Annotated in this window: 26 protein-coding genes; 19 read left to right on the forward strand and 7 right to left on the reverse strand. The window is 62.1% G+C overall.

What is annotated here, in order from left to right:
• Positions 1-391: 391 nt before the first annotated feature.
• The 4 genes from B5P46_RS09915 to B5P46_RS34355 all read left to right on the forward strand — a co-directional run bounded on the left by B5P46_RS09915 (position 392) and on the right by B5P46_RS34355 (position 3,089).
• Positions 392-709 (forward strand): co-chaperone GroES, encoded by a 318-nt coding sequence (locus tag B5P46_RS09915; RefSeq protein WP_003557889.1) that lies wholly within the window; start codon positions 392-394, stop codon positions 707-709.
• 49 nt (positions 710-758) lie between these two features.
• The gene (groL, locus tag B5P46_RS09920) at positions 759-2,393 is read left to right on the forward strand and encodes a chaperonin GroEL (protein WP_129418503.1); all 1,635 of its coding nucleotides are present in this window, start codon (positions 759-761) and stop codon (positions 2,391-2,393) included.
• Between the two features lie 66 nt (positions 2,394-2,459).
• Complete coding sequence (locus B5P46_RS09925; RefSeq protein WP_128461436.1) at positions 2,460-2,852, forward strand: hypothetical protein; 393 nt, start codon at positions 2,460-2,462, stop codon at positions 2,850-2,852.
• A gap of 66 nt (positions 2,853-2,918) precedes the next feature.
• Entirely contained in the window at positions 2,919-3,089 is a 171-nt protein-coding gene (locus B5P46_RS34355; protein WP_164986467.1) for a hypothetical protein, read from the forward strand.
• A gap of 99 nt (positions 3,090-3,188) precedes the next feature.
• Here B5P46_RS34355 and B5P46_RS09930 read toward each other — a convergent pair whose 3' ends face one another.
• From B5P46_RS09930 to B5P46_RS09940, 3 genes are read right to left on the reverse strand one after another with little or no spacing between them, the layout of a single operon-like run.
• Positions 3,189-4,355, reverse strand: coding sequence for a Gfo/Idh/MocA family protein (locus B5P46_RS09930; RefSeq protein ID WP_164986468.1), 1,167 nt, complete (start codon positions 4,353-4,355; stop codon positions 3,189-3,191).
• A 7-nt stretch (positions 4,356-4,362) separates the two neighbouring features.
• A complete protein-coding gene (locus B5P46_RS09935) occupies positions 4,363-5,286 on the reverse strand; it encodes a TIM barrel protein (RefSeq protein ID WP_129418504.1) in 924 nt (307 codons plus the stop codon).
• A 42-nt stretch (positions 5,287-5,328) separates the two neighbouring features.
• Positions 5,329-6,243, reverse strand: coding sequence for a sugar phosphate isomerase/epimerase family protein (locus tag B5P46_RS09940; protein WP_129418505.1), 915 nt, complete (start codon positions 6,241-6,243; stop codon positions 5,329-5,331).
• Between the two features lie 207 nt (positions 6,244-6,450).
• On the opposite strand from B5P46_RS09940, the gene B5P46_RS09945 reads away from it, so the two are divergent.
• The gene (locus tag B5P46_RS09945) at positions 6,451-7,452 is read left to right on the forward strand and encodes a LacI family DNA-binding transcriptional regulator (RefSeq protein ID WP_129418506.1); all 1,002 of its coding nucleotides are present in this window, start codon (positions 6,451-6,453) and stop codon (positions 7,450-7,452) included.
• A 69-nt stretch (positions 7,453-7,521) separates the two neighbouring features.
• On the opposite strand, the gene B5P46_RS09950 is transcribed toward B5P46_RS09945, so the two are convergent.
• Complete coding sequence (locus B5P46_RS09950) at positions 7,522-8,427, reverse strand: S1C family serine protease (protein ID WP_129418507.1); 906 nt, start codon at positions 8,425-8,427, stop codon at positions 7,522-7,524.
• 156 nt (positions 8,428-8,583) lie between these two features.
• Positions 8,584-9,525 (reverse strand): AraC family transcriptional regulator, encoded by a 942-nt coding sequence (locus B5P46_RS09955; protein WP_129418508.1) that lies wholly within the window; start codon positions 9,523-9,525, stop codon positions 8,584-8,586.
• A 124-nt stretch (positions 9,526-9,649) separates the two neighbouring features.
• On the opposite strand from B5P46_RS09955, the gene B5P46_RS09960 reads away from it, so the two are divergent.
• The 3 genes from B5P46_RS09960 (at position 9,650) to B5P46_RS09970 (ending at position 13,080) form a co-directional block, all read left to right on the forward strand.
• Positions 9,650-10,603 (forward strand): SDR family NAD(P)-dependent oxidoreductase, encoded by a 954-nt coding sequence (locus B5P46_RS09960; RefSeq protein WP_129418509.1) that lies wholly within the window; start codon positions 9,650-9,652, stop codon positions 10,601-10,603.
• 383 nt (positions 10,604-10,986) lie between these two features.
• Complete coding sequence (locus B5P46_RS09965) at positions 10,987-12,390, forward strand: PLP-dependent aminotransferase family protein (protein ID WP_129418510.1); 1,404 nt, start codon at positions 10,987-10,989, stop codon at positions 12,388-12,390.
• A 321-nt stretch (positions 12,391-12,711) separates the two neighbouring features.
• Positions 12,712-13,080, forward strand: a complete 369-nt coding sequence (locus tag B5P46_RS09970) for a DUF983 domain-containing protein (protein ID WP_027665144.1) — start codon at positions 12,712-12,714, stop codon at positions 13,078-13,080.
• 107 nt (positions 13,081-13,187) lie between these two features.
• On the opposite strand, the gene B5P46_RS09975 is transcribed toward B5P46_RS09970, so the two are convergent.
• On the reverse strand, positions 13,188-14,081 hold the full coding sequence (locus B5P46_RS09975) for a LysR family transcriptional regulator (protein ID WP_129418511.1): 894 nt from the start codon (positions 14,079-14,081) through the stop codon (positions 13,188-13,190).
• 143 nt (positions 14,082-14,224) lie between these two features.
• Between B5P46_RS09975 and B5P46_RS09980 the strand changes: the two genes are divergently transcribed.
• The 7 genes from B5P46_RS09980 (at position 14,225) to B5P46_RS10005 (ending at position 18,456) form a co-directional block, all read left to right on the forward strand.
• Positions 14,225-14,836, forward strand: coding sequence for a glutathione S-transferase family protein (locus B5P46_RS09980; RefSeq protein WP_129418512.1), 612 nt, complete (start codon positions 14,225-14,227; stop codon positions 14,834-14,836).
• Positions 14,837-14,897: 61 nt separating this feature from the next.
• A complete protein-coding gene (locus B5P46_RS09985; protein ID WP_129418513.1) occupies positions 14,898-15,830 on the forward strand; it encodes a pyridoxamine 5'-phosphate oxidase family protein in 933 nt (310 codons plus the stop codon).
• A gap of 86 nt (positions 15,831-15,916) precedes the next feature.
• Positions 15,917-16,378 (forward strand): DUF1348 family protein, encoded by a 462-nt coding sequence (locus tag B5P46_RS09990; RefSeq protein ID WP_129418514.1) that lies wholly within the window; start codon positions 15,917-15,919, stop codon positions 16,376-16,378.
• A 22-nt stretch (positions 16,379-16,400) separates the two neighbouring features.
• On the forward strand, positions 16,401-16,961 hold the full coding sequence (locus B5P46_RS09995; RefSeq protein ID WP_129418515.1) for a TetR/AcrR family transcriptional regulator: 561 nt from the start codon (positions 16,401-16,403) through the stop codon (positions 16,959-16,961).
• Between the two features lie 51 nt (positions 16,962-17,012).
• A complete protein-coding gene (locus B5P46_RS34360) occupies positions 17,013-17,309 on the forward strand; it encodes a hypothetical protein (protein WP_164986451.1) in 297 nt (98 codons plus the stop codon).
• Between the two features lie 85 nt (positions 17,310-17,394).
• Entirely contained in the window at positions 17,395-18,099 is a 705-nt protein-coding gene (locus tag B5P46_RS10000) for a hypothetical protein (RefSeq protein ID WP_129418516.1), read from the forward strand.
• 51 nt (positions 18,100-18,150) lie between these two features.
• Complete coding sequence (locus tag B5P46_RS10005) at positions 18,151-18,456, forward strand: Dabb family protein (protein ID WP_129418517.1); 306 nt, start codon at positions 18,151-18,153, stop codon at positions 18,454-18,456.
• Between the two features lie 241 nt (positions 18,457-18,697).
• On the opposite strand, the gene B5P46_RS10010 is transcribed toward B5P46_RS10005, so the two are convergent.
• A complete protein-coding gene (locus B5P46_RS10010) occupies positions 18,698-19,924 on the reverse strand; it encodes an MFS transporter (protein WP_206735327.1) in 1,227 nt (408 codons plus the stop codon).
• 376 nt (positions 19,925-20,300) lie between these two features.
• On the opposite strand from B5P46_RS10010, the gene B5P46_RS10015 reads away from it, so the two are divergent.
• The 4 genes from B5P46_RS10015 to B5P46_RS10030 all read left to right on the forward strand — a co-directional run bounded on the left by B5P46_RS10015 (position 20,301) and on the right by B5P46_RS10030 (position 23,210).
• The gene (locus B5P46_RS10015) at positions 20,301-20,549 is read left to right on the forward strand and encodes a hypothetical protein (protein WP_129418519.1); all 249 of its coding nucleotides are present in this window, start codon (positions 20,301-20,303) and stop codon (positions 20,547-20,549) included.
• Positions 20,550-20,604: 55 nt separating this feature from the next.
• Positions 20,605-21,276: a response regulator transcription factor gene (locus B5P46_RS10020; protein ID WP_003546765.1), complete on the forward strand. Its 672-nt coding sequence runs from the start codon at positions 20,605-20,607 to the stop codon at positions 21,274-21,276.
• Positions 21,266-22,669 (forward strand): sensor histidine kinase, encoded by a 1,404-nt coding sequence (locus B5P46_RS10025; protein WP_018070966.1) that lies wholly within the window; start codon positions 21,266-21,268, stop codon positions 22,667-22,669. Before B5P46_RS10020 ends, B5P46_RS10025 begins: the two co-directional genes overlap by 11 nt.
• A 118-nt stretch (positions 22,670-22,787) precedes the next feature.
• On the forward strand, positions 22,788-23,210 hold the full coding sequence (locus B5P46_RS10030; protein WP_018446204.1) for a lipA protein: 423 nt from the start codon (positions 22,788-22,790) through the stop codon (positions 23,208-23,210).
• The last annotated feature ends 9 nt before the right edge of the window (positions 23,211-23,219 follow it).

Consider the following 23,219-nt stretch of genomic DNA (forward strand, 5'->3'; position numbering starts at 1 on the left):
GCGAACTCAACGCCGGAACGACGTCATGGATCGCTGTCGAGAATTCAGTGGTGATGGCGGGTCGTAGGTCTCTGACACCGCGAAGCCAAGTCGGCCAAATCGACGAGGCCTATCATTGCGCCTCGATTGAGTTTAAATCAAGATAAATTCTGATTTATCTATGAAAAACGCCAAATTAACTCTTCGTTCACGCAAATAAAATGGAACGCGATGGCGCAAAAAATTCCATTCATTTCCTGATTATTACAAAATGTCCGGTCGGATTGATTTCCTGAATATCTCAAAAAATTTCATGGGCGAATAATATTTCTTGGCACTCCTATCAATCGAGTGCCACGAGTGCTATTTATGAGTTGCAGCCGCCCTACGCGCCGGCAGCAGAAAGACCTCTATGAAATTCCGTTCACTTCACGACCGCGTCGTCATTCGACGTGCGGAAGGCGATGTCAAATCCAAGGGCGGGATCATCATTCCAGACACCGCCAAGGAGAAGCCGCAGCAAGGCGAAGTGGTTGCAGTCGGCCCGGGCCTGCGCGACAAAAGCGGCAATCTAGTCCCGCTTGATGTCGAGGTTGGTGATCTCATTCTGTTTGGAAAATGGTCGGGCACTGAGGTCACGATCGATGGCGAAACCCTTCTGATCATGAAGGAGACCGACATCATGGGCATCGTCGAAAAGACCGAAGCGGCTGCCGACAAAGCCGCCTGAGCGTCGAATTTGTGACCAGCATCTCAAGACCGAACTGGGAAGAAATATCATGTCTGCCAAGGAAATTAGGTTCTCCACCGACGCCCGCGACCGCCTGCTGCGCGGCGTCGAATTGCTCAACAACGCCGTCAAGGTGACGCTTGGCCCGAAGGGTCGCAACGTCGTCATCGACAAGGCCTATGGCGCACCCCGCATTACCAAGGACGGCGTCAGCGTCGCCAAGGAGATCGAGCTCGCCGACAAATTCGAGAACATGGGCGCGCAAATGGTGCGCGAGGTGGCTTCGAAGACCAATGATCTTGCCGGCGACGGCACGACGACGGCAACGGTGCTCGCCGCCTCCATCTTCCGCGAAGGCGCAAAGCTCGTCGCTGCCGGCATGAACCCGATGGATCTGAGGCGCGGCATCGATCTCGCCGTTATCGCCGTCGTCAAGGAAATCAAGGCGAGGGCGATGAAGGTCAAATCGTCAGGCGAGATCGCCCAGGTCGGCACCATTGCCGCCAATGGCGACGCCGCCATCGGCGAGATGATCGCCAAGGCGATGGACAAGGTCGGCAATGAGGGCGTCATAACAGTCGAAGAGGCACGAACCGCCGAGACGGAACTGGACGTCGTCGAGGGTATGCAGTTCGACCGCGGCTATCTCTCTCCCTATTTCGTCACCAATGCCGAGAAGATGCGCGTGGAACTGGAGGATCCCTATATCCTCGTTCACGAGAAGAAACTCGGCAGCCTGCAGGCGATGCTGCCGATCCTGGAAGCCGTCGTACAGACCGGCAAACCGCTGCTCCTCATCTCGGAGGACGTCGAAGGCGAGGCGCTGGCGACGCTTGTTGTCAACAAGCTGCGCGGCGGCCTGAAGGTCGCAGCCGTCAAGGCGCCGGGTTTCGGTGATCGCCGCAAGGCCATGCTGGAAGACATTGCCGTGCTCACATCAGGCCAGATGATTTCCGAGGATCTCGGCATCAAGCTCGACAACGTCACGCTCGATATGCTCGGCCACGCCAAGCGCGTGCTGATCGACAAGGAATCCACCACAATCATCGACGGCGCCGGCGAGAAAGCGGCCATCCAGGCGCGTATCCAGCAGATCAAGGCGCAGATCGAGGAGACCACTTCCGATTACGATAAGGAAAAGCTGCAGGAACGCCTGGCGAAACTCGCCGGCGGCGTCGCGGTCATCCGCGTCGGCGGCGCGACCGAGACGGAGGTCAAGGAAAAGAAGGACCGTATCGACGATGCACTGAACGCCACCCGTGCGGCGGTCGAAGAGGGCATCGTGCCCGGCGGCGGCGTGGCACTCTTGCGCGCCAAGTCGGCACTCATGGGCCTGACAGGGGAGAACGTCGACGTGACGGCGGGCATCTCGATCGTGCTCAGGGCGCTCGAAGCCCCGATCCGCCAGATCGCCGACAATGCCGGGTTCGAGGGCTCCATCGTCGTCGGAAAACTCGCCGACAGCAATGATCACAATCAGGGCTTCGACGCACAGACGGAGACCTATGTCGATATGATCGAGGCCGGCATCGTCGATCCCGCCAAGGTCGTGCGTACCGCTCTGCAGGACGCCGGTTCGATTGCGGCGCTTCTCATCACCGCCGAGGTGATGATCGCCGACATTCCCGCAAGAGACTCCGCCCCCGCAGCCGGAAATGGCGGCATGGGCGATATGGGATACTGAGAACAGCCTGAACCGGTCCGGCGTCGCTGGACGGCGCAACCCGAACAATAGACAGGGAGAATTCCAATGTCCGTGCAGAGCAGCAGTAAGACATCGATCACCCAGCGTTTCGACAGCTACCAGCCGTCCAAGACGCTTCTCGTCTGGGCCTGCGTCGTCACGGCGATCGCCACGATGATTATCGGCTTCAGCTGGGGAGGTTGGGTCACAGGCGGCACGTCGAGCAAAGCGGCAGTCGCCGCCGGCGACGTTGCCCGCGGAGAGCTGGCGTCTGCCATTTGCGTCGAGCGGTTCAATGCGGCGCCGGATGCGAGCGCTAAACTGATCGAGTTCAAGGCGATTACCGAAGGCTACAAGCAGCGGCAGTTCGTCGAGGCCGGCGGTTGGGCGACTATGCCTGGGCAGACCTCACCCGACAGCCGGAGTGTTCAAGCCTGCGCCACCGCGCTTGCCGTCTGACACCGTTTTCTAGAGCGCTCCGATATGTGTGCGGAGCGCGTCCACTCTCAAAGCAGGAAATGACCTATGATCCGTTTCGTGAAAAAGAGCGACCCGCAGCCACCCGCAGAAGACGCCGGCGACAACCGCTTCCAGAAAATCCGCGAGGCAGCTGCCGACGAGCATAAGAAAGCCGCCAACGACAGCACGCGTCGCCGTCCGCCGCAGGCAACGGAAGATGACGATCCGCTTATCTGAGAGGTACGAAGGCGTCCTTGAACAGGTCTCCAGCGCAGCCGTGTAAGCCGGCATAGGGCGCGATCTGAGGACAGGGACGCACAAGGGCTCCTTGAAGACCTAGCGATAATCCAGCCAGACCCCGCCGGCGTCGGCGGACCGCACGCAGTTTTCCACCCAGCGGACCCCTTCCAGTCCGGCATCGACATCGGGAAAGACCAGCTCTTCGATCCCCGTTGGAGCGAGGCCGCGCTCTCTGTTGATGGCAAAGCCGAAGCGGCGATAGAGGTTCGCCCAGGCTTCGAAGAGACCTTCCGGGTGGCCGCCGCCGATCCGGTCGTCGATCCTGGCTTGGGGATAGAGATAGTCCATGCCGCGCTCGAGGATGCGGGCCGGTTCGCCCTGGATCTCGTAGGAGAGCTGGTTCGGCCGTTCGTCCCACCATTCGATACTGGCCTTCGAGCCGACGATGCGGATCTTCTGGCCGTGCATGGAGCCGGCATTGACGGCGCTCGACCAGATGGTGGCGATCGCGCCATTATCATATTCCATCAGGGTCACCGCATTGTCTTCGAGCGGCGCGCGGCTCTTGACGAAGCTCTGGCGGGTGCAGAGCAGACGCTTGATCTTCAGGTGCGGCAGAATGACCTTGGCGATATAAAGCGGGTGGGTCCCGACGTCGCCGAGGACATAGCTGGGGCCTGCGAATTTCGGATCGACGCGCCAGCGCGTCGAGGGGTTCTGCTCCTCCACCGCAGCACTATGGAAACCATGGGCGAATTGCAGGTTGACGATGCGGATCTCGCCGAGATCGCCATTCCCGACCATGGCGCGCGCCTGCTCGATCATCTGATGGCCGGCGTAACCATAAGTCACGCCGACGACCCGGCCGCGCGCCTCGGAAAGCGTCTTCAGCTCTTCGGCCTCGGCGGTGGTGAAGCAGAGCGGCTTTTCGCAGATCACATGCAGATCATGTTCGAGTGCTGCCTTGCAGATCGCAAAATGGGTGTTGTTGGGTGTTGCGATCGACACGGCCTCTATGCCGTCGGCCCGCCCGGCCTCAGTCGCAAACATCGTCGCAAAGTCCCGGTAGCTCCTGGTCTCGTCGAGGCCGAGATCGGCGCCGAAGGCGCGGCCGCGTTCCGGATCGATATCGAAGGCACCCGCCGCAAGGGCAAAGACGTCGTCGCGATGCGCTGCCGAGCGATGAATATAGCCGATCTGGCTGCCCTTGCCGCCGCCGACCATGCCCCAGCGGATCGGCTTTCGCCTGTCATTCGTCATCATCTTTTCCCTAAAAACCAACCGACCGCAGGTAATCGCGGCTTTGCTTCACATCTTCGAGGCTGCCGGCGACATTCCTCGGATCACGCTCCTGCTCGACGGTGATGAAGCCGTGATAGCCGATCTCCTCGAGCGTTCGCTTGACGGCGGGATAATCGATGACGCCGCGGCCGATCGGGCACATGACGCCCTGTCCGCAGGCATCGAAGAAGCGGATCTTCTCGCCAAGCACGCGGTCGAAGACGGTCTGGTCGATGTCCTTGAAGTGGACGTAGTCGAGCCTGGCGGCATAGCGACGAAGCATCTCCACGGGATCCATGCCGGCATAATAGCTATGGCCGGTGTCGAGGCAGAAGCCGGCGACCTCCTGCGGAATGTCAGCTGCCACCCGCTCGATCTCATCGGCGAATTCGATATAGCCACCCGCATGCGGGTGGATGACGGCGCGCACGCCATATTTGCGGTGAGCGAGTTCGGCGATCGCCGTGATATTGGCGACCATCCCGGCCCAGGCCTTGTCGTCGAGACGCGGCGCACGATCGGAATGGCCGGCGGCATAGTCTCGTTCGTCGTGCCCCCAGTCCATGACCGTGAGATAGGGGGTCTTGAACCGCTGGCCCGCCACCTGTTCCGGCTGCGGCAGTCTGGTGATGACGGCGCAGATTTCCTCCGTCTGTCGCAGCAATGTCTCTCGGTTTTCAGGAGAGACCAGATCGTCGAAGATCGTGCCGGCGACGATGAAGAGATTACGCTCGGTGAGCGCCTTGGTGACGAGCGCATCATCCAGCGGCACGTAACCATAGGGCCCGAGTTCGAGGCCGCCATAGCCTGCCGCCGCCGCCTCGTCGAAGACGCGTTCCCAGGCGGGAAGGTTTGGATTGTTGACGTCGTCCACGCCCCAGCAGCAGGGGGCTGTCGTAATCGTGATGGTCACTGTTTTATTCCTGATAGTGGAATGCCGGGCGGATGTTGACGATCAGCCAAGTTTCCCGGGCCAGTATTTGTCGACATATTTTTGAATTTCGGAGCGCATGAAGCGGCCGGAATCGTCGGCGCGCTCCTCCCAGCCGAAGACGCAGGCGGTGATGATGCCGTCGAACCCGACCGCGGCGAGCGAGGAGAAGAAGACATCCCAATTGATCTCGCCCTGGTACATATCCATGTGCCGATGGATAGTGACCTTCGCGCCCGGCGGATTGATGATGTAGCGCAGCCCGGATGAGGCCTTGTGATTATAGGTGTCGGCCACATGCACATGAGCGATCAGCGGGCCGGCATCGCGGATCATCTGCGCCATGTCGTCACCGAAATAGAAGGTATGCGGCGCGCAGTAGAGGAACTTGACGTTTTTCGAGCCGATGGTCTTCAGCATGTCGATCGCCGGATGCAGCGTTTCGCACCAGTCTTCCGGATGCGGTTCCATGTTGAGCGTCACGCCTTCGCGCTCGAACACCGGAACGAGTTCTTCTATCGAGCGCCACCAGGCGGCTTCGCTGTGCTCGTGGGTATGCATGCCGCCGCAGCAGCTGGCGCGGTGGCTGCGATCCGGCGACGGCCCGCGGCCGAATTCCGAGTTCATCGTATCGCAGCCCATTTCGGCGGCGATCGCGATTGCTTCCTTCCAGTAGCGCACCGCGGCCTGCCGCTCGTCCTCATGCGGGCTCGCCCAGCGATACATCGGCAGGATCGAGGCGAGCTGGACGCCGTGATCCTTCAGGGCCGCCTTGAATTCCGCGATGCGTTCCTTGTGTGCCCGCGGGCGCACCCACCAGGGCAGAAAATCGTCGCGCGGTGAAAGCTCGATATGCTCATAACTGAGCTCCGCTGCCTTGCGGCAGAGGTCGCGCAGGTTGAGGTGACGGTGCATATGCGGGTCGAGTGCGATCTTCATCTGGCTCCTCCGTCATCCCCGGCCGCTTCGCGCCGGCGGATGATCCTTGATCTCGGTTGTTTCGGACGTCCGGTGCTCCTCCCGGATTGCCAGCACGATACTGCCGCGGCGCCCCCATGCTCCAATGCTTCCTTGATCAAATTTGATCATTGACGGCGCAGCGTGCCGATGCTCTGCTGTGTCAGCTTTGGGAGTGAGTGAGCCCTGATGAAGGTGACTTTGAAGGATGTCGCAAGCCAAGCCGGCGTTGGCACCGCGACCGTCGAGCGCGTCCTTAACGGCCGCGGCGGCGTGCGGCCGGAGACGGTGGAGAAAGTCTTCCTGGCGGCAAGACGGCTTGAATACCGGCAAAGCCTGCCGGTCGCCCATCGCGGCCTGATCCGGATAGAGGTAATCCTCGTTCGCCCGGAGACCAGCTTCTATTCGCGGCTGAACCGGGCGTTCGAGCGCATCGCCGCCTCGCTCGACGACAGCATCACCGTTCACCGCACCTTCGTCCGCGAGAACGAGCCGGCGCAATTTGCCCGCTATATCGCCAATCCGACGGCACGCCGGTCGGCGCTGATCGTGGTTGCGCCCGACCATGCCGATGTCGTCACCAGTGTGCGCAAGGCAGCCGGTCTCGGTATCCCCGTCATTCAGATCATGACTCGTCCGGCCCCCGAACTGCCCTATGTCGGCATCGACAACTACGCTGCCGGACGCACGGCGGCTCACTACATGTCGGGCATGCTGGCGCAGCGCCCCGGTTCGTTCGTCGCTCTCTGCCACAGCGGCGCCTATGAGAATCATAAGGAGCGGATCCGCGGCTTCTCCAGCTATCTCTCGGAGAATGGTTCAAACGAGCACCGTTTCATCGAGGTCATGTTCGACCTCGATGACGAGCACAATGCCATGGAGCTGCTGCAGGCGGCCCTCGGGCGCGAACCCGGCATCATCGGCGTCTATAGTGCGGGCGGCGACAACAAGGGTGTTGCCAGGGTGCTCGAGGCAAACAAGGCTGGGCGGCCGTTCTGGGTCGGCCACGAATTGACGGGAGAGACGCAGGACTATCTCAGTCGTGGCATCATGTCGATCGTGCTCGACCAGGCGCCGGAGGTGCAGGCGAGACGATCGATAGACCTTGCCCTGAACAGGCTGGGTCTCATCGAGGTGGAGGTCAGCACTGAGCCGGTGCGCTTCCTGACGATCACACCGGAAAATCTGTGAGGCGGGGTAGGGAGGCCCGGACAATCCGCTCGAATGAGCGTCAGCGGCCTTCACGACGCTGGCGCGACCTTACTGCAGCTGCGGCTTTTTGAGAAAGCTGTTGCGGTCGGCGGACTTGATGCGCAGCCAGGCTTCCCGGCCATTCCTGAGTATCCGCATGGGAATCTCGGCGCCGGCCGGGCCGCTGCTCCAGAGTTTTCGGTAGAAATCGGCCAGGCCATCGACCTCTTCGTCGCGGATCTCCGAAATGATGTCGCCCTGACGCAGGCCCGCCTGGGCGGCCGGACCGCCTTCGGCCACGCTCATGACCACCACGCCGCCATTGCTCTCGGCGGAGAAGGCGCCGAGCCAGGGCCGCGGCGGTCTGTTGACCTGGCCCCGGCTCAAGAGATCGTCGAGGATCGGCGGCAAAAGGTCGATCGGCACGACCATGTTGATATCGGCAACCTCGTCGCCATGGCTCATCTGCAGGCGAAGCGAACCGATGCCGAGAAGCTTGCCGTCCGAACCAATCAGCGCCGCACCGCCCCACGAGGGATGGGCTGGTGCCGTGAAAATCGCCTCGTCGAGCAGATATTCCCAATAGCCGGCGAATTCCTGCCGGGCGACGATATTTGCCTCGACGAATTCTCCTATGCCATCGGCCAGCACGACGGGATCGCCGGGCTTGGCCGTGGCCGCGTCGCCGAGATCCACCGCCGGTGCGTTCAGGGCCCCAAGCGCCTGGACCAGGCCGAAGCCGCTTTCCTGATCATAGGCAAGCGCGTGCGCGGGAACTACACGCCCGTCATGGGTCGTCAGCCAGACCTCTTCGGCCTCGGTGATGAGATAACCGATGGTCAGCACCAGCCCATTGTCGCGAATGACCACGCCGCTGCCTTCCCGGACAGTGCCCAGCGTCTCCGCCGTGAAGGCATCTTCCGGAATGGAGGAACGGACGGCCACGACTGACCGCAAAATCGGATCGATATTCATGCTTTCATCCCGATGGGCGCCGACGCGAAAGGCCGAAAGCCGGCGCATTCTTCCTTGAATAGGTAAGAGAATGGACGGCGGGTGCAAGACCGTATCGGAGGGAATTTCGGCAGGCCAACGCGCGACCTCCCTCCGATGCCTGCACCAATCAAGGTTTCACTGAGCGCTGAGACTATCTCGCATGGCACCGGGCGGCTGAGCGCGACCATATTGCCGCGGCGAGCATCCCATCACTCTCTTGAAAGCGGTGCTGAATGCGCTTTCGGATTCATAACCGAGCGACAGAGCGACACCGGCAATTGCTTCGGCCGAGTTTGTCAATCGGTCACCTGCGAGGAGCATGCGCCAGCGCGTCAGATAATCCATCGGCGCAAGCCCGACCTTTTCCTTGAAGTGGAGAGCAAAACTGGACCGGGACATCGAGGCCCGTTCAGCCAGCGACTGCAGCGTCCACTTGCGGGCTGGATCGGCATGCAGGGCACCGATAGCCGCACCGATCCGCCGGTCGGTAAGCGCGAAAAGCCAGCCGACGCCGCGCGCATTCGGCGATGCGATATGGAGGCGCAACACCTGCATGAGCATGACATGAGCAAAATGCTCCGCCATCAGAAAGCCACCCGGCTGCTGGTCGCGCAGTTCGCGCGTCATCCGATCGAGACACCAGCGCAGCACGGCGGCGTGATCGGAATCCCTCTTCACATGGACGATCGGCGGCAGGATTCCGAGAAGGATGTCCGAATTTCCTCCCGAAAAGGAAAAACGGCTGCCGATCAGGAAGAAATCGCCGCCGCCGTTGCAAGTCGCAATGCCGTCGCGGGCGATCGAATAGATCGCGTCGGACGGGATCGCTTCGAGCGCCGGATCGCTGGCGAGACGAAAGGCTCGGCGGCGCGTCAGCAGAAAGCAGTCGCGTTCCTCCAGGCGGACAGCTTCGGGGACGCCATCGACGCTCAGCCAGCACGCGCCTGAAATCACGGCGTTGAACTTGATGCCATCCGGGGGCGGAAAATCGATCGCCCAAGCGCCGCCAGCGTCAAGCCCCGCGGAAACATAGCTGCGCGGTTTGAGCAATGCGAGAACATCGGATAACGGGTCCATGTAAAAATCCGGACGATGGCGAAGATATGTCGGACTTTAGCGCATGGATCGTCTGGAGGCCACGCCTTATTCTCGCGACCGTCATCCCGAGCGACGGCAACGTCGCAGAACAAAGGTAATTATCATGAGTGACAAACAAGTCCCCATCGGCTCCGGATTTGGAGCCCACACGACGGCCGGCGAGGTTCTGGCCGGTCTCGATCTTTCCGGCAAGCGCGCCATCGTCACCGGCGGCCATTCCGGTCTCGGGCTCGAGACCACGCGCGCTCTGGCGGGCGCCGGCGCCAAGGTGACCATCGGCGCAAGGAGCATCGAGGCGGCGCGCAGCGCGGTCGCCGGTATCGATGGCGTAGAGATTGATCGGCTCGACCTTTCCGACCTCGAAAGCGTTCGTGTCTTTGCCGAGCGGTTCGTCGTGTCTGGCCGCAGCATCGACATCCTGATCAACAGCGCCGGCATCATGGCCTGCCCGGAAACGCGTGTCGGCGACAGATGGGAGGCACAGTTCGCGACCAATCATCTCGGCCATTTCGCCTTGGTCAACCGCCTTTGGCCGGCGATCTCGCGCGGCGCTCGCATCGTTTCGGTTTCCTCCGGTGGCCATCACAACTCGGCCATACGATGGGAGGATGTGCAATTCGAAACCGGTTACGACAAATGGCGGGCCTACGGTCAGTCGAAGACCGCCAACGCACTTTTCGCCGTGCATCTGGACAGGCTCGGGCGCGACACCGGCATCCGCGCCTTCTCGCTGCACCCGGGCAAGATCTTTACCCCCTTGCAGCGCCATCTCGCAAAGGAGGAAATGGTCGGGGCCGGCTGGATCGATGCGGACGGCAACCCGATTGATCCGACATTCAAGACGCCATCCCAGGGGGCCGCCACGCAGGTTTGGGCGGCGACCTCGCCGCAACTCGACGGTATGGGAGGCCTCTATTGCGAGGACTGCGATATCGCCATCCGCGCAACGGTTGGAGAACCCGGCGGCGTCAGCGACCATGCAGCCGATCCCGAGGAGGCGGCACGCCTGTGGATCTTGTCGGCAAGGCTGACCGGCATTGACGCTTTCGCGGCGTAGGCCTGAAGCCATAGCTCGCGGCAAACCCTCGTCAATACGCGCTGAAGACGCTGCTGATTGTCTTGCCGTCCTCGCGCCTCACCCGGGCCTTCTCGGGTGAAAGCCGATCGGCAAGGCGAGCGGATCGTCAGCACGTCATTGGCGCACACGCTGTCGAAATCCGCCTGCGACAGCGCAGTCGCAGTGCCAGATTGTATTTGCGCAGACGGCAGGCAAATCCGGCGACAATCCGTCATTAAAACGTATCAAGGCGTACGCAAAAGCTGCGCCATTCCGTCCTGCGTCGTTCTCCGGACTTGGCGCGTGACATTTTTCGTGACAGCGGCATTGTGCAACAATATACGGTCAATCTCATCAGGAATCAGACCGATACGGATTTCGACATGAAAGACTGGCATCCCGATCTCAGCCGCAGCAGCAGCCCGCGTTATATGGCGATAGCCGATGTGATCGAAATGGATCTGCGCAGCGGACATCTGGTGGTTGGGGACCGGCTGCCGCCACAACGTGAACTCGCCAAGCGGCTGAATGTGGATTTCACGACGGTAGCGAGAGGTTATGTCGAGGCGCAGAAGCGCGGGCTTGTGGATTCGCATGTCGGCCGAGGCACCTTCGTCACCGGTGGCGCGGACAAGGAGCGCCAGGGATTCGCGCCCGACGCCGCGCCCGATCCCCGCCGCGCCTCTATCGTCGATTTCTCGATGAACATGCCGCCGGAACCGGATGATCCCGAGCTGATCGCCCGCATGCGCGAGGGCATGTCGGCGGTGGCGGCGAACCTCATTCCGCTCCTGCGCTACCAGGGTTTCGGCGGCTCCAGCATGGACAAGGAGGCTGCTGCCTCCTGGCTCAGCCGTCGCGGGCTGGTGCCCTCGCAGGAGCGCATCTTCGTCACACCCGGCGCCCATCCGACCCTGCTGGCGATCTTCGGCCTGCTGGCAAAGCCGGGCGAAACCGTGCTTTCGGAAATCATCACCTATCCCGGCATGCGCTCGATCGCCGCCCAGTTGCGGCTCAATCTGACCGGCCTGCCGATGGACGAGGACGGTATCCTGCCGGACGCCTTTGCCGAGGCCTGCGAAAGATTGAAGCCGAAGGCGCTCTATCTCAATCCGACGCTGCAGAACCCGACGACGCTGACCATCCCGGCCAGGCGCCGCGAGGAGATCTGCGCCGTTGCCCGCAAATATCACGTGCCGATCGTCGAGGACGATGCCTATGGTTTCATTCCGCAGCACGGCCCGGCGCCGCTCGCCGCAACAGCGCCCGATCTGACCTGGCATATCGGCGGGCTGGCGAAATGCATCGGCGCGGGTCTGCGACTTGCCTATGTCGTGGCGCCGGACAGCAAGGCCGTGTGGCCCTTCGTCAGCGCCATGCGCGCCAACAATGTCATGGCCTCGCCACTGACCGTGGCGCTCGCCACCCGCTGGGTCGAGGACGGCACTGCCGATACGATCCTGCGTTTCATTCGCGCCGAAGCCGCCGCCCGCCAGCAAATGGTCGCCGCCATCCTGCCGGCCAGCAGCTACCGCGCCGATCCGATCAGCTTCAACATCTGGCTGCCGCTCTCCAACGGCTGGACCCGCTCCACCTTCGGCAGCCATACCCGTTCTTCCGGCATCGGCGTCGTGGCAAGCGATGCCTTCACGGTCGAGGGCACGGCACCCGAGGCCGTGCGTGTCTGCCTTGGCGGACCGATCACCCGGGAGAAACTGCAGGGCGCACTGGAATTCATGGCCCACGCGCTGGAAGGCCCGCCGGAAATGGCGGCGTCGTTCTTCTGACGCAGAACCCGGCTCCGGGCTGATCAGGCAGGACGAAAGCCGGAGGCGGTCGAAATCAGATCGGTCGCGCCCAGATCTATCCGGGCATGGGCGAAGCGTAACCACCACGTTCACGTCTGATCCGCCCAAGCTGCCAGGCCTGGCTGCGCCCCAAATGCTGCTTGATAAATCTGCAGTCAGCTTGCTGCCGGCATACGCTGGGGAGCTCTGCGGCATTCTGGCGAATTGACTGGTAATTTCCCCATAATGTAATTATATTGCATGCAGTCATTGCAAATATTGATAGCATCAATGTTTGCGAAGCAAGAAAGCGAGATCGTCATGGACACGGAATATCCCCCACTTCCTCCGATGCAGACCGGCATCAAGGGACGCTGCCCGCGCTGCGGCCAGGGCCATATGTTCAAGGGCTTCCTGACGTTGCAGCCGGAATGCGAGGTCTGCGGTCTCGATTATTCCTTCGCCGATCCGGCCGATGGTCCGGCCTTCTTCGTCATCTGCTTCGCCTGCATCCCGAGCGTGCTGCTCGGCGTCTGGCTGGAGGTGGCCTTTTCGGCGCCGATCTGGGTGCAGCTTCTGGTCACCGGTCCCTTCATGCTCGCCACCTGCATTCCGCCGCTCCGGCCGCTGAAGGGCTGGCTGGTCGCCAGCCAGTATTTCTACAAGGCGGAAGAGGGCAAGCTCGCCTAATGCATGTCGCGCAAAAGTGTGCAGCGGTTTTGCGATAACGACATGCGTAAAAGCAAAGACCTAAAGCGCGAGGGGCGAATCTGAAAGATCGCGACGCGCTTTAGGGCCTATCTCAGCGTCGCGCGCAGGCGCGGCGTCGCGAAATCGAGCAGCGCCCGCAGTTTCAGGGGTACCAGTCCCTGCGCGGGATAAACGAGATGCACCGGCGCCGGCGGCGGTTCGAAATCTTGGAGCAGCGGCACCAGCAGACCGGCCATCTCGGCGCGTGCGGCCTGGTAGGAGAGCACGCGGGTGATGCCGAGGCCGGCGACAGCCGCATCGACCGCGGCCTCGGCGGTGTTGACGGCAAGCCGCGATCGGATCGGCACCGTGAGATCATGTTTCCCCTCGGTGAATGTCCAGCTCAGCATCGAGGCCATGCCCTCGAAGGTGACGCAGTCATGCCCGGCGAGATCGCCTGGATGCCGGGGCAGGGCGTGCCGTGTCAGATAATCCGGGCTGGCATAGACCGTGCGGCGGATCGCGCCGAGCCTTGTGGCGATCAGGTTGCTGTCCGGCAGGTTGCCGATCCTCAGCGCCACGTCGATATGATCCTCGACGAGGTTCGACAGCCGGTCGCCAAGCATCAGCCGCAGATTGATATCGGGATAGGCTTTCAGGAAATCCACCACGACAGGCAGGACATGCAGCCGCCCGAAAACGATCGGCGCGGTCATCGTCAGCTCGCCCTTCGGGGCGCTGTATTCGCCGGCCGCCGTCCGTTCCGCCTCTTCCACCCGATTAAGAATTTCCCGTGCCGCCTCGACATAGGAGCGGCCGGCCTCCGTCAGCGTGACCTTCCGGTTACTCCGTTGCAGCAGCTGGGCGTTGAGATGTGCTTCCAGTTCCGAAACCTTGCGGCTGACGGTTGCGAGCGGGGATCGCAGATGCCGTGAAGCGGCCGACAGGCTGCCCTGTTCGACAACGGCAAGAAGCACGGTCATGGCGTCGAGGCGATCCATCCTATCCTTCCATGAATTGGGAGCATGCCTTCCAGATTAGCATTCTACTGCAGTCAGGTGGAAGGCAATAAATTACGCCGCAGATGGTTCGAAGCGGCCATCGCCAACCGCGTCCCGTCGATTAGAAGACCAGAGGAACCATCATGAAGCTCTACCATCACCCGCTTTCCGGCCATGCGCACCGGGCTCACCTGTTCCTGTCGCTGCTCGGCGTGCCCTATGAACTGGTCGAGGTCGACCTGGCGGCTGGCGCTCACAAAGCGCCGGACTTTCTGAAGCTCAATCCCTTTGGCCAGGTGCCAGTGCTCGACGACAACGGCACGGTCATTGCCGATTCCTCCGCCATCCTCGTCTATCTCGCGCGCAAATACGGCCGCACCGACTGGCTGCCGGAAGAGGCGGTGGCCGCGGCGCGGATACAGAAATGGCTCTCGGTTGCATCAGGCGAGATCGCCTATGGGCCATGTGCCGCGCGCCTGGTCACCGTCTTCGGCGCCGATTTCCGCACCGACGAGGTGATCGCCCGGGCGCACCGCATTCTCGCGCTGATCGAGGCGGAGCTCTCCGGCCGCAGCTTCCTGCTCGGCGACAATCCTGCGATCGCCGACATCGCGCTCTACAGCTACATCGCCAATGCGCCGGAGGGCAATGTCGATATCTCGGCCTATCCAAGCGTTCGCGCCTGGCTTGCGCGCATCGAGGTGCTGCCGGGTTTCGTCGGCTTTCGCAAGACCAAAATCGGCCTTGCCGCGTGAGAAACCGCCGGGGCAGGTCGCTGTCCCGGTTCCCTCAAATGCCGCCCTGAAGGAGGTCGTGATGCTGGATCAGACAAAACAGGACGTCACATCGCCCTGGCATGCGGGCGAACTCGCCATGCAGCGCAGTGTCGGTGTCGCCGAACGCATGGACGGGCCGGGTCGTAATTTCGTCCGCAGAGCCATGCCGGAGCAGCACCGCGCCTTCTTTCCGATGCTGCCTTTCGTCGTGCTCGGCGCGGTCGATGCCAAGGGCGATGTCTGGGCAACGGTGCGAGCTGAGCGCCCGGGCTTCATGGCCTCGCCGGAGCCGGAGATCCTAGAGGTCCACCTGCCGCGTGACGCAGCCGATCCTGCCGATGCTGGTATGGAGGATGGCGACGCGATCGCGATGCTCGGCATCCAGCTCGAAACCCGGCGGCGCAACCGGCTGAACGGCGTGATCCGCAGGACGGATGCTGGAGCTTTCCAAGTGCGCGTCGGCCAGAGCTTCGGCAATTGCCCGCAATATATCCAGCTTCGCTCTTCCGCCTTCGCCCGCGACCCTGATGTGCCCACAGAGATGCCGCCGCTTCACTCCGGCCAACTCGACGATCGGGCGCGGCGGATGATCGAGGGCGCCGACACCTTCTTTGTTGCCTCCTATGTCGACCGAGAGAATGGCGAGCGGCAGGTGGACGTGTCCCATCGCGGCGGCAATGCCGGCTTCGTCCGTGTCGGCGCCGACGGTGTGCTGACCGTTCCCGATTTCCCCGGCAATCGGTTCTTCAACACGCTCGGCAATTTCCTCGTCAATCCGAAGGCGGGGCTGGTCTTCATCGATTTCGAAACCGGCGACATGCTGCAGATGACGGGAAGGGTCGAGGTGCTGCTGGATTCACCTGAGGTCGCCACCTTTCAACGGGCGGAAAGGTTGTGGCGTTTCACGCCCGAAGCGATCGTGCTTCGCCCGGATGCCCTGCCGCTGCGGTGGAGCCTGCCTCCCGGCCTTTGAGAAATGCCGTCGCGAAGCGGCTTGCCAATCATTGTACCGATTAGTACAATGATAACCGTTCAGTACAGGAACGCCCCGGAGAACCCATGTCCAGCCTCGTCCCGCCTTTCACCCTTGAGACCGCCACCCAGAAAGTCCGTGTTGCCGAGGACGGCTGGAACAGCCGTGATCCCGAACGCGTCTCGCTCGTCTATACGCCGGACAGCCGCTGGCGGAACCGCGCCGAATTCATCACCGGCCGCGCCGAGATCGTTGCCTTTCTCACCCGCAAATGGGCAAAGGAGCTGGATTACCGGCTGATCAAGGAGATCTGGGCCTTTACCGATCATCGCATCGCCGTGCGCTTCGCCTATGAATGGCACGATGACAGCGGCAACTGGTTCCGCTCCTATGGCAACGAGAACTGGGAATTCGACGCTGCCGGCCTGATGCAGCGCCGCTTCGCCTGCATCAACGACCTGCCGATCCGGGAATCGGAACGCAAGTACCATTGGCCGCTCGGCCGGCGGCCGGACGACCATCCCGGTCTGACAGAACTCGGCCTCTGATCAAGCCAAGGGAAGTTCGCGGGTGAAAACTGTCTACGAACGCGCCGACATCATACCGCTGCTGGCGGAAATCTTCCGCGAACTCGGCTACGAGGGCGCGTCGCTCAGCCGGATCACCGAACGCACCGGCATCGGCAAGGGCAGCCTTTACCACTTCTTCCCCGGCGGCAAGGAGGAGATGGCGAGTGCCGTGCTCGCCGAGGTCGATACCTGGTTCGAACATGCGATCTATCAGCCGTTGAGAGAGGGCGACGCCCATCAGGCGATCGCGGCGATGTGGACGAATGTAAACGATTATTTCCGCTCCGGGGGCCGCATCTGCCTCGTCGGCGCCTTCGCGCTTGACGAAACCCGCGAACGGTTTTCGGCAGCGATCGGCGACTATTTCATCCGCTGGATCGACGCCTTGCGTTCGGCGCTGATACGGGCAGGCTGCCCTGAGGGGGAGGCGCAAACGCTCGCCGAGGAGGGCGTCTCCGGTATTCAGGGCGCGCTGGTGCTGTCGCGTGCGCTGGACGACAGGACGGTTTTCACCCGGTCCTTGGACACGCTGGCGAAACGGCTTGATGCTGTTATGCGATGAGGGGGTGGTGATGTGATGAGGGGGCAAACCGCTGGGATGTTTATTGTACCTATGAAAAAATTCACCCGGCCACGAGTGACTGGCCGGGGCATTGATCGGGCGCTGGCGGCGCTCGAGCTTACATCGGTACCGCTTTGCGTCTATTTCAGCGTTGTTGTTGAGGCTGCTGAGCCGGGCGCGTATTTTCCCGTTCAGGGCGAACCTGGCGCCATTCGTTTTCCATCTGGTCGACGACATGCTGGGGAATGGTGTTTGGGGCATTGGCGGATGTCTGCATCGGAAGTCTCCTCTTTTCGTGGTAAGGCTTCAGGGCAGGAAGATGCATTGCACAAGACAAAAGGCGTGTAAATCAGTGGCTTAAACACTTTAAACGATTAAATCGAATTTAATCGATTAAGATAGTTTTAACCTTGATATTTGAGGGAAGCGCGGAATGGTTGTCCACATGGACCGGGCATTCTTTTTCGATGTTGTGCGGCACGGACTCTTCAAGGGAGAGCTGACGCAGCCTCAGGTAGTGGGTATCACGGCGATCCTCGACGCCTGGGAAGAACGGTTTGCCGATGCCGACCGGCGGTGGCTCGCCTATATCCTCGCAACCGCTTACCACGAGACCGCTTATACGATGCAGCCGGTGCGCGAGACGCTGGCGGAAAGCGATGTGCGCGCGGTCGAGATCCTCGAGACGGCCTTTGCCGCAGGCCGACTCTCCTGGGTGAAGACGCCCTACTGGCGGCCGGACGAGGATGGCTGCAGCTGGCTCGGCCGCGGCCTGGTGCAGCTCACCCACAAACGGAACTACGAGGCGATGAGCGTGCTGACGGGGATCGACCTCGTTGCCAATCCCGACCGGGCGATGGAGATGGATGCGGCGGTGACGATCCTGATCGAAGGCATGCTGCAGGGCAGCTTTACCGGCCACAGGCTCGCCGATCACCTGAACGCAACGACCGTGGATTGGGTGAATGCGCGCCGCATCGTTAATGGCACCGACCGGGCGGAAAAGCTTGCCGCCTATGCCATGGTCTTTGATGCGGCGATACGTCCCGATGCGGCCCGTGGCATGCTCGCGCGGTTGAAGGCCTGGGGCGCGCATGTTATCGCCCGGCTGAGATCTGGAGTGCGGCGCGTCCGATAGGATGCGCCAAGGTCGCTCCATCATTTTGATAAATCTGACAGGAGCTTCCGCGTGATCCGTCATATCGTCTTCTTCACCGTGCAAGAGGAACATCTACAGGAGGTGAGGGCCGGGCTTTCTATACTGACCGGCATTCCGCATGCGCGGCTGCTGGAAATCGGCAGCAATGCGAAGACCGATCAGTTGGGCACCGAGATCGATCTCGTAGTCTATGGCGAATTCGACGACGAGGCGGCCCTTGCCGCCTACAAGGCGCATCCCGATTATCAGCTCTCGATCGATCGCGTGCGGCCGCTCCGGGAAAAGCGCATCGCCGCCGATTACGACAGCCGCACGGCGGTGACGCGGCGGCTCTGATTTTCGCAAGCGTTTCGGCCGTAAAGCTATATTCCATTGAAATTTCAAACGGATGAATGATTGTCCGGATTCGGATCACTCCGAAGCTGACTCAACTTCCGAACCGCCGGACTCAACTTTCGAAAAAGCGGCGGCAAGCGATTCTAAAGATTCACCAAAAGCGGCTGCTGGTTCATAGTCAGGTTGCCCCAGCGGTTGCGGTGTGGATGGAAAGCCGCTCTCGTCCATAGGTGGATGATAATCAAGAAACATTAAGAATGGCTGACTCTGATGCGCGGGCACCGCGCACCAGCGCCATCAGCATCAGCACGAAGATGAGCGACAATGCCGCGAGAACGGCGCAGGCGGCGAGCGCCGGGCCGGTGCCGGCGCGATCGAGGATGGCGGTGAAGATGACGGGGGCGATGGCGTTGGCGAGGTTCTGCGGCAGCGACAGCCGGGCCGATTGCAGTCCGAATTCGCGCGGTGAGAACAGCGCCAGCGGCAGCAGCGCGCGGGCGACGGTCATGACGCCGGTGCCGAACCCGTAAAACAGGACGAAGGTGACGAGCAGCGGCGTCGACGGGCTGGCAACGAGCATAATAACGAAGCTCATCATCATCAGGCAGATGCCCATGGCCGCGCTGAGCATGGGATTGCCGCGCCGGCCGAGCAGCATGTCGAGGAAACGTGCCGAGATGCCGAGGATGCCGCGTGCCGAGCCGAGCTGCAGCGCAAAGGCCGGCGAAGCGCCGGACTGGCGGAAGATTTCGAGCAGCGATGGCGAGATGCCGAAGGTGACGAAGGTCGAGATCGTCGTCGCCGCGGCGATCAGCAGAAAGGCTTTGCGCTGCTTGGCCTTCGACAGCGGCACCGGGGCGATTTCGGCTGTGCCGCCTTCGACATGTGTTGCGATCGGCTTCGGCAGGGCGAAGAGATGCAGCGGCAGGCAGACGAAGAATTGCAGCGCCGCACAGACCAGGAAGGTGAGGCGCCAGCCGACCGCCTCATTGAGCAGGCTGAGGATCGGCCAGAAGATGGCGCTCGAAAGCCCGGTGAACAGCATCAGGATGGCGATGACGCGTTTGCCGTTTGCCCCTTCGCGCTCGACGACGGCGGTATAGGCCGGTGCCGAGAGGCCAAATGCGCCGCCGATGCCGATGATGATCCAGGCGCTGGCATAAAGCACGATGCCGTTTGCGGCGGCAAGCAGAAGCAGGCCAAGCGCAAAGGTCAGCGAGGCGGCCGAAAGCACCCGGGCAGCACCATAGCGGCTGAGCCAGCGGCCGGTCGCCGGACCGACGATGGCGCTGACCACCATCATGATCGTCAGGCCGGCAAACACCACTTCGTTCGCCAGGCCGAGATCCGGCGCCACGACGCGGCCCATAACCCCGAGCATGTCGAAGGTCGTGCCCCAGCCGATCAGCTGGGTAACGGCAAGGACGGTGACCGTCTGCGCCGAGCGGAAGCGGGAGGATTTTGGCATCGGTGCTGAAATGGTTCTGAAATGTGAGGGCAGCATGGACATAACAGTTTCAACCGGCCGGTGAAAGCTGCGGGCGGCAGGAAAGAGAAGAGCGCGGCCGATTCGCAGACAAAGACTGGGGGTGTCGGTCCCGCCGGCTTTCCGCCTTTACCGAAGGTGATGAAGAATGCGTGGATACCAAGGCTGAGGGTTCGTTTTTGGACGCAACGGCGGCCGCCGGAGCTTGCTGCGGCGGCGGTTTACAGGCGCTGAAACCGGCTGCCCCGAACAGTCGAGAACAGTTCTAAACACCCTGCATTACAGCGCATTCATTTGCCATTCAGGTCGCGTGAGTACATATTCGGGGCAAGTTGGCATTACCTTGAAAGCATAACACATGGCCTTTCCTCTGAGCGTCGCAGCATTGGCCGCCGGACTGGTGGTATCGGCGCCCTCACCGGACGCCGCGGGCAGTTTTGTCGTGCGTATCGGAGGCGATTGCAGCGCCGCTGCAGCCCAGGTCGTCGAGCAGACGGGCGGCCAGCTCCTGTCCGTGCAACCGGTGGGCGATACCTGCATCATCACCGTTCTTGTGCAGGGAAATGGCCAGCGCCCACGCAAAGTCACGGTAAAGGTTCCGATGTAGGCGGAATCGGCTTATTCAGGACATTGATCGATTTGAAGCGGACGAAGGCGGACCGATGCGCATCCTGGTAGTCGAAGACGACGTTAATTTGAACCGGCAGCTGGCCGACACGCTGAAGGAGGCGGGCTATGTCGTCGACCAGGCGTTCGACGGCGAAGAAGGCCATTTCCTCGGCGACACCGAACCCTATGACGCCATCATCCTCGATATCGGCCTGCCGGAGATGGACGGGGTCACCGTTCTTGAAAAATGGCGCGGCGCCGGCCGCGGCGTGCCGGTGCTGATCCTGACGGCGCGCGACCGCTGGAGCGACAAGGTCGCCGGCATCGACGCCGGTGCCGACGACTACGTCACCAAGCCCTTCCATGTCGAGGAAGTGCTGGCCCGCATTCGGGCGCTGATCCGGCGTGCGGCCGGGCATTCCTCATCCGAGATCATCTGCGGGCCGGTGCGGCTCGATACCAAGTCCTCGAAGGCGACGGTCAACGGCACGACGCTGAAGCTGACCTCGCACGAATATCGCCTGCTTTCCTATCTCATGCATCACATGGGCGAGGTCGTCTCGCGCACGGAACTGGTCGAGCATATGTACGACCAGGATTTCGACCGTGATTCCAACACGATCGAGGTCTTCGTCGGCCGCCTGCGCAAGAAAATGGGGGTCGATCTGATCGAAACGGTGCGCGGTCTCGGTTACCGTATCCAAGCGCCGAAACATGCGAATTAAATCACTCACCGCACGTGTTTTGCTGCTGACCACGGTCTGGTCGACGGTGGCGCTGGTGGTGATCGGCCTGCTGATCTCCACCCTCTACCGCAAGAGCGCCGAACGCGGTTTCCAGGATCTGTTGCGGGCGCAGCTCTATAATGTCATCAATTCGGTGACGATCGGCGATCAGGGCGCGCTCAGCGGCAGCCCGCAGCTCGGCGACCTGCGTTTTGCCCAGCCGAAGACTGGCTGGTACTGGGTGGTGGAGCCGCTCGGCACCTATACGACGGCACCGCTGGTGTCGCCTTCGCTAGGCTCGGCGCTCATTCCGGTTCCCTCCGTCGTCGAGGCGCCCTTCGACAAGAATTACGAGCGCTATTACCAGGTGACGGATGCTTCCGGGAACCGCGTGCAGGTGGCCGAGACCGAAGTGGTGCTCGATACCGACGGGCGTGCAGCGCGTGTCCGCGTCACCGGCAATGTCGATGTCGTCGAGGACGACGTGCGCACCTTCTCCCACAGCCTCTATCTGGCGCTTGCCGGTTTCGGCGTCGGCAGCCTGATCGTCAACGCGCTGGCGATTCTCTACGGCCTGAAGCCGCTCGACAAGGCACGCGCCGCGCTGGAGCGCATCCGCGCCGGCGAGAGCGAACAGCTGAAAGGCGACTTCCCGCGCGAAATCCTGCCGCTCGCCAACGAGGTGAACGCGCTGATCGACAGCAATCGCCGTATCGTTGAGCGGGCCCGCATGCAGGTCGGCAATCTCGCGCATTCGCTGAAGACGCCGATCGCCGTGCTCCTGAACGAGGCGCGTGTCCTGGAAAAATCCCATGGCGAGCTGGTGCGCAGCCAGGCGGAATCGATGCAGGGGCAGGTGCAGTCCTATCTCAATCGGGCGCGCATCGCCGCGCAGCGCGAATCCGTGCTCGCCCGCACGGATGCCGAGCCGGCGCTTGAACGGCTGGTGCGCGTCATGCGCCGGCTGAACGTCGATACCGAATTCGATCTCGTCGTTTCGCCGCCGCATCTGGCCGTTGCCATGGAGCAGCAGGATCTCGAGGAGACCGTCGGCAATCTCCTGGAAAATGCGGCGCGTTTTGCCAAGAGCAGGGTGCGGCTTTCGGCCGTCGAGGCCGGCGAGGATGTGAAGGGGGTGGAGGCGAGCGCGCGCCGCCACTGGGTGGAGCTCGCCGTCGAGGATGACGGGCCGGGCCTGGAGCCGGACCAGATCCGCGAGGCGCTGAAGCGCGGCCGCAGGCTCGACGAAAGCAAACCCGGAACCGGGCTCGGCCTTTCGATCGTCACCGAGATTTCCAACGAGTACCAGGGACGGCTCGAGCTTTCCCGCGGTGAATGGGGCGGGCTGAAGGCCAAGCTTATCCTGCCCGGCGTCACAAAGGATGTTGCATGAGCAACTGCTTGATGTCACAAAGATACTGGCAAATGTATAGCATGCTTTGCCTTAATGCTGACACGGGGACGCTGCACTTCGATCGGCTGAAATTGACCCCTGATCGTGGTTCGACGCAATGATTTTACGCTCGCAAGGCATGATCGCTTCCGCTCTTCTCGTCGCCGTCGCGCTGTCCGGCTGCACGACGACGAAGAGTGCCGCTTCGCGCGGCATTTTTTCGAGCAAGCCCTCGGCATCGGCCGCCTTCATCACCGCGCTGCAGGGCGGCATCGTCGGCCGCAGCGGCGTGAGCTTGACCGACAGCGACAAGCAGCGGGCGCTCGAGGCGGAATATCGGGCGCTGGAAGGGGCGGCCGTCGGCCAGCCGGTGCTCTGGACCGGCAAGGACGTCACCGGCAAGGTGGTCGCAGCTGCACCCTATCAGGTCGGCTCGCAGAACTGCCGGCAATATACCCACACGCTGACCGTCGACGGCAAGGACACGGTGGCGCGGGGCGCTGCCTGCCGCAACGACGACGGCAGCTGGTCGCCGCTCTGAATTGCGGCC

The organism is Rhizobium leguminosarum, from assembly GCF_004123835.1.
Taxonomy (GTDB): Bacteria; Pseudomonadota; Alphaproteobacteria; order Rhizobiales; family Rhizobiaceae; genus Rhizobium; species Rhizobium leguminosarum_M.

Excerpts from the sequence above, each read along its gene's own strand:
- B5P46_RS09915 (WP_003557889.1), top strand. The coding sequence starts at position 392 with ATGAAATTCCGTTCACTTCACGACCGCGTCGTCATTCGACGTGCGGAA.
- groL (WP_129418503.1), top strand. The coding sequence starts at position 759 with ATGTCTGCCAAGGAAATTAGGTTCTCCACCGACGCCCGCGACCGCCTG.
- B5P46_RS09925 (WP_128461436.1), top strand. The coding sequence starts at position 2,460 with ATGTCCGTGCAGAGCAGCAGTAAGACATCGATCACCCAGCGTTTCGAC.
- B5P46_RS34355 (WP_164986467.1), top strand. The coding sequence starts at position 2,919 with ATGATCCGTTTCGTGAAAAAGAGCGACCCGCAGCCACCCGCAGAAGAC.
- B5P46_RS09930 (WP_164986468.1), bottom strand. The coding sequence starts at position 4,355 with ATGATGACGAATGACAGGCGAAAGCCGATCCGCTGGGGCATGGTCGGC.
- B5P46_RS09940 (WP_129418505.1), bottom strand. The coding sequence starts at position 6,243 with ATGAAGATCGCACTCGACCCGCATATGCACCGTCACCTCAACCTGCGC.
- B5P46_RS09945 (WP_129418506.1), top strand. The coding sequence starts at position 6,451 with ATGAAGGTGACTTTGAAGGATGTCGCAAGCCAAGCCGGCGTTGGCACC.
- B5P46_RS09950 (WP_129418507.1), bottom strand. The coding sequence starts at position 8,427 with ATGAATATCGATCCGATTTTGCGGTCAGTCGTGGCCGTCCGTTCCTCC.
- B5P46_RS09955 (WP_129418508.1), bottom strand. The coding sequence starts at position 9,525 with ATGGACCCGTTATCCGATGTTCTCGCATTGCTCAAACCGCGCAGCTAT.
- B5P46_RS09960 (WP_129418509.1), top strand. The coding sequence starts at position 9,650 with ATGAGTGACAAACAAGTCCCCATCGGCTCCGGATTTGGAGCCCACACG.
- B5P46_RS09965 (WP_129418510.1), top strand. The coding sequence starts at position 10,987 with ATGAAAGACTGGCATCCCGATCTCAGCCGCAGCAGCAGCCCGCGTTAT.
- B5P46_RS09970 (WP_027665144.1), top strand. The coding sequence starts at position 12,712 with ATGGACACGGAATATCCCCCACTTCCTCCGATGCAGACCGGCATCAAG.
- B5P46_RS09975 (WP_129418511.1), bottom strand. The coding sequence starts at position 14,081 with ATGGATCGCCTCGACGCCATGACCGTGCTTCTTGCCGTTGTCGAACAG.
- B5P46_RS09980 (WP_129418512.1), top strand. The coding sequence starts at position 14,225 with ATGAAGCTCTACCATCACCCGCTTTCCGGCCATGCGCACCGGGCTCAC.
- B5P46_RS09985 (WP_129418513.1), top strand. The coding sequence starts at position 14,898 with ATGCTGGATCAGACAAAACAGGACGTCACATCGCCCTGGCATGCGGGC.
- B5P46_RS09990 (WP_129418514.1), top strand. The coding sequence starts at position 15,917 with ATGTCCAGCCTCGTCCCGCCTTTCACCCTTGAGACCGCCACCCAGAAA.
- B5P46_RS34360 (WP_164986451.1), top strand. The coding sequence starts at position 17,013 with ATGAAAAAATTCACCCGGCCACGAGTGACTGGCCGGGGCATTGATCGG.
- B5P46_RS10000 (WP_129418516.1), top strand. The coding sequence starts at position 17,395 with ATGGTTGTCCACATGGACCGGGCATTCTTTTTCGATGTTGTGCGGCAC.
- B5P46_RS10010 (WP_206735327.1), bottom strand. The coding sequence starts at position 19,924 with ATGCCAAAATCCTCCCGCTTCCGCTCGGCGCAGACGGTCACCGTCCTT.
- B5P46_RS10015 (WP_129418519.1), top strand. The coding sequence starts at position 20,301 with ATGGCCTTTCCTCTGAGCGTCGCAGCATTGGCCGCCGGACTGGTGGTA.
- B5P46_RS10020 (WP_003546765.1), top strand. The coding sequence starts at position 20,605 with ATGCGCATCCTGGTAGTCGAAGACGACGTTAATTTGAACCGGCAGCTG.
- B5P46_RS10025 (WP_018070966.1), top strand. The coding sequence starts at position 21,266 with ATGCGAATTAAATCACTCACCGCACGTGTTTTGCTGCTGACCACGGTC.
- B5P46_RS10030 (WP_018446204.1), top strand. The coding sequence starts at position 22,788 with ATGATTTTACGCTCGCAAGGCATGATCGCTTCCGCTCTTCTCGTCGCC.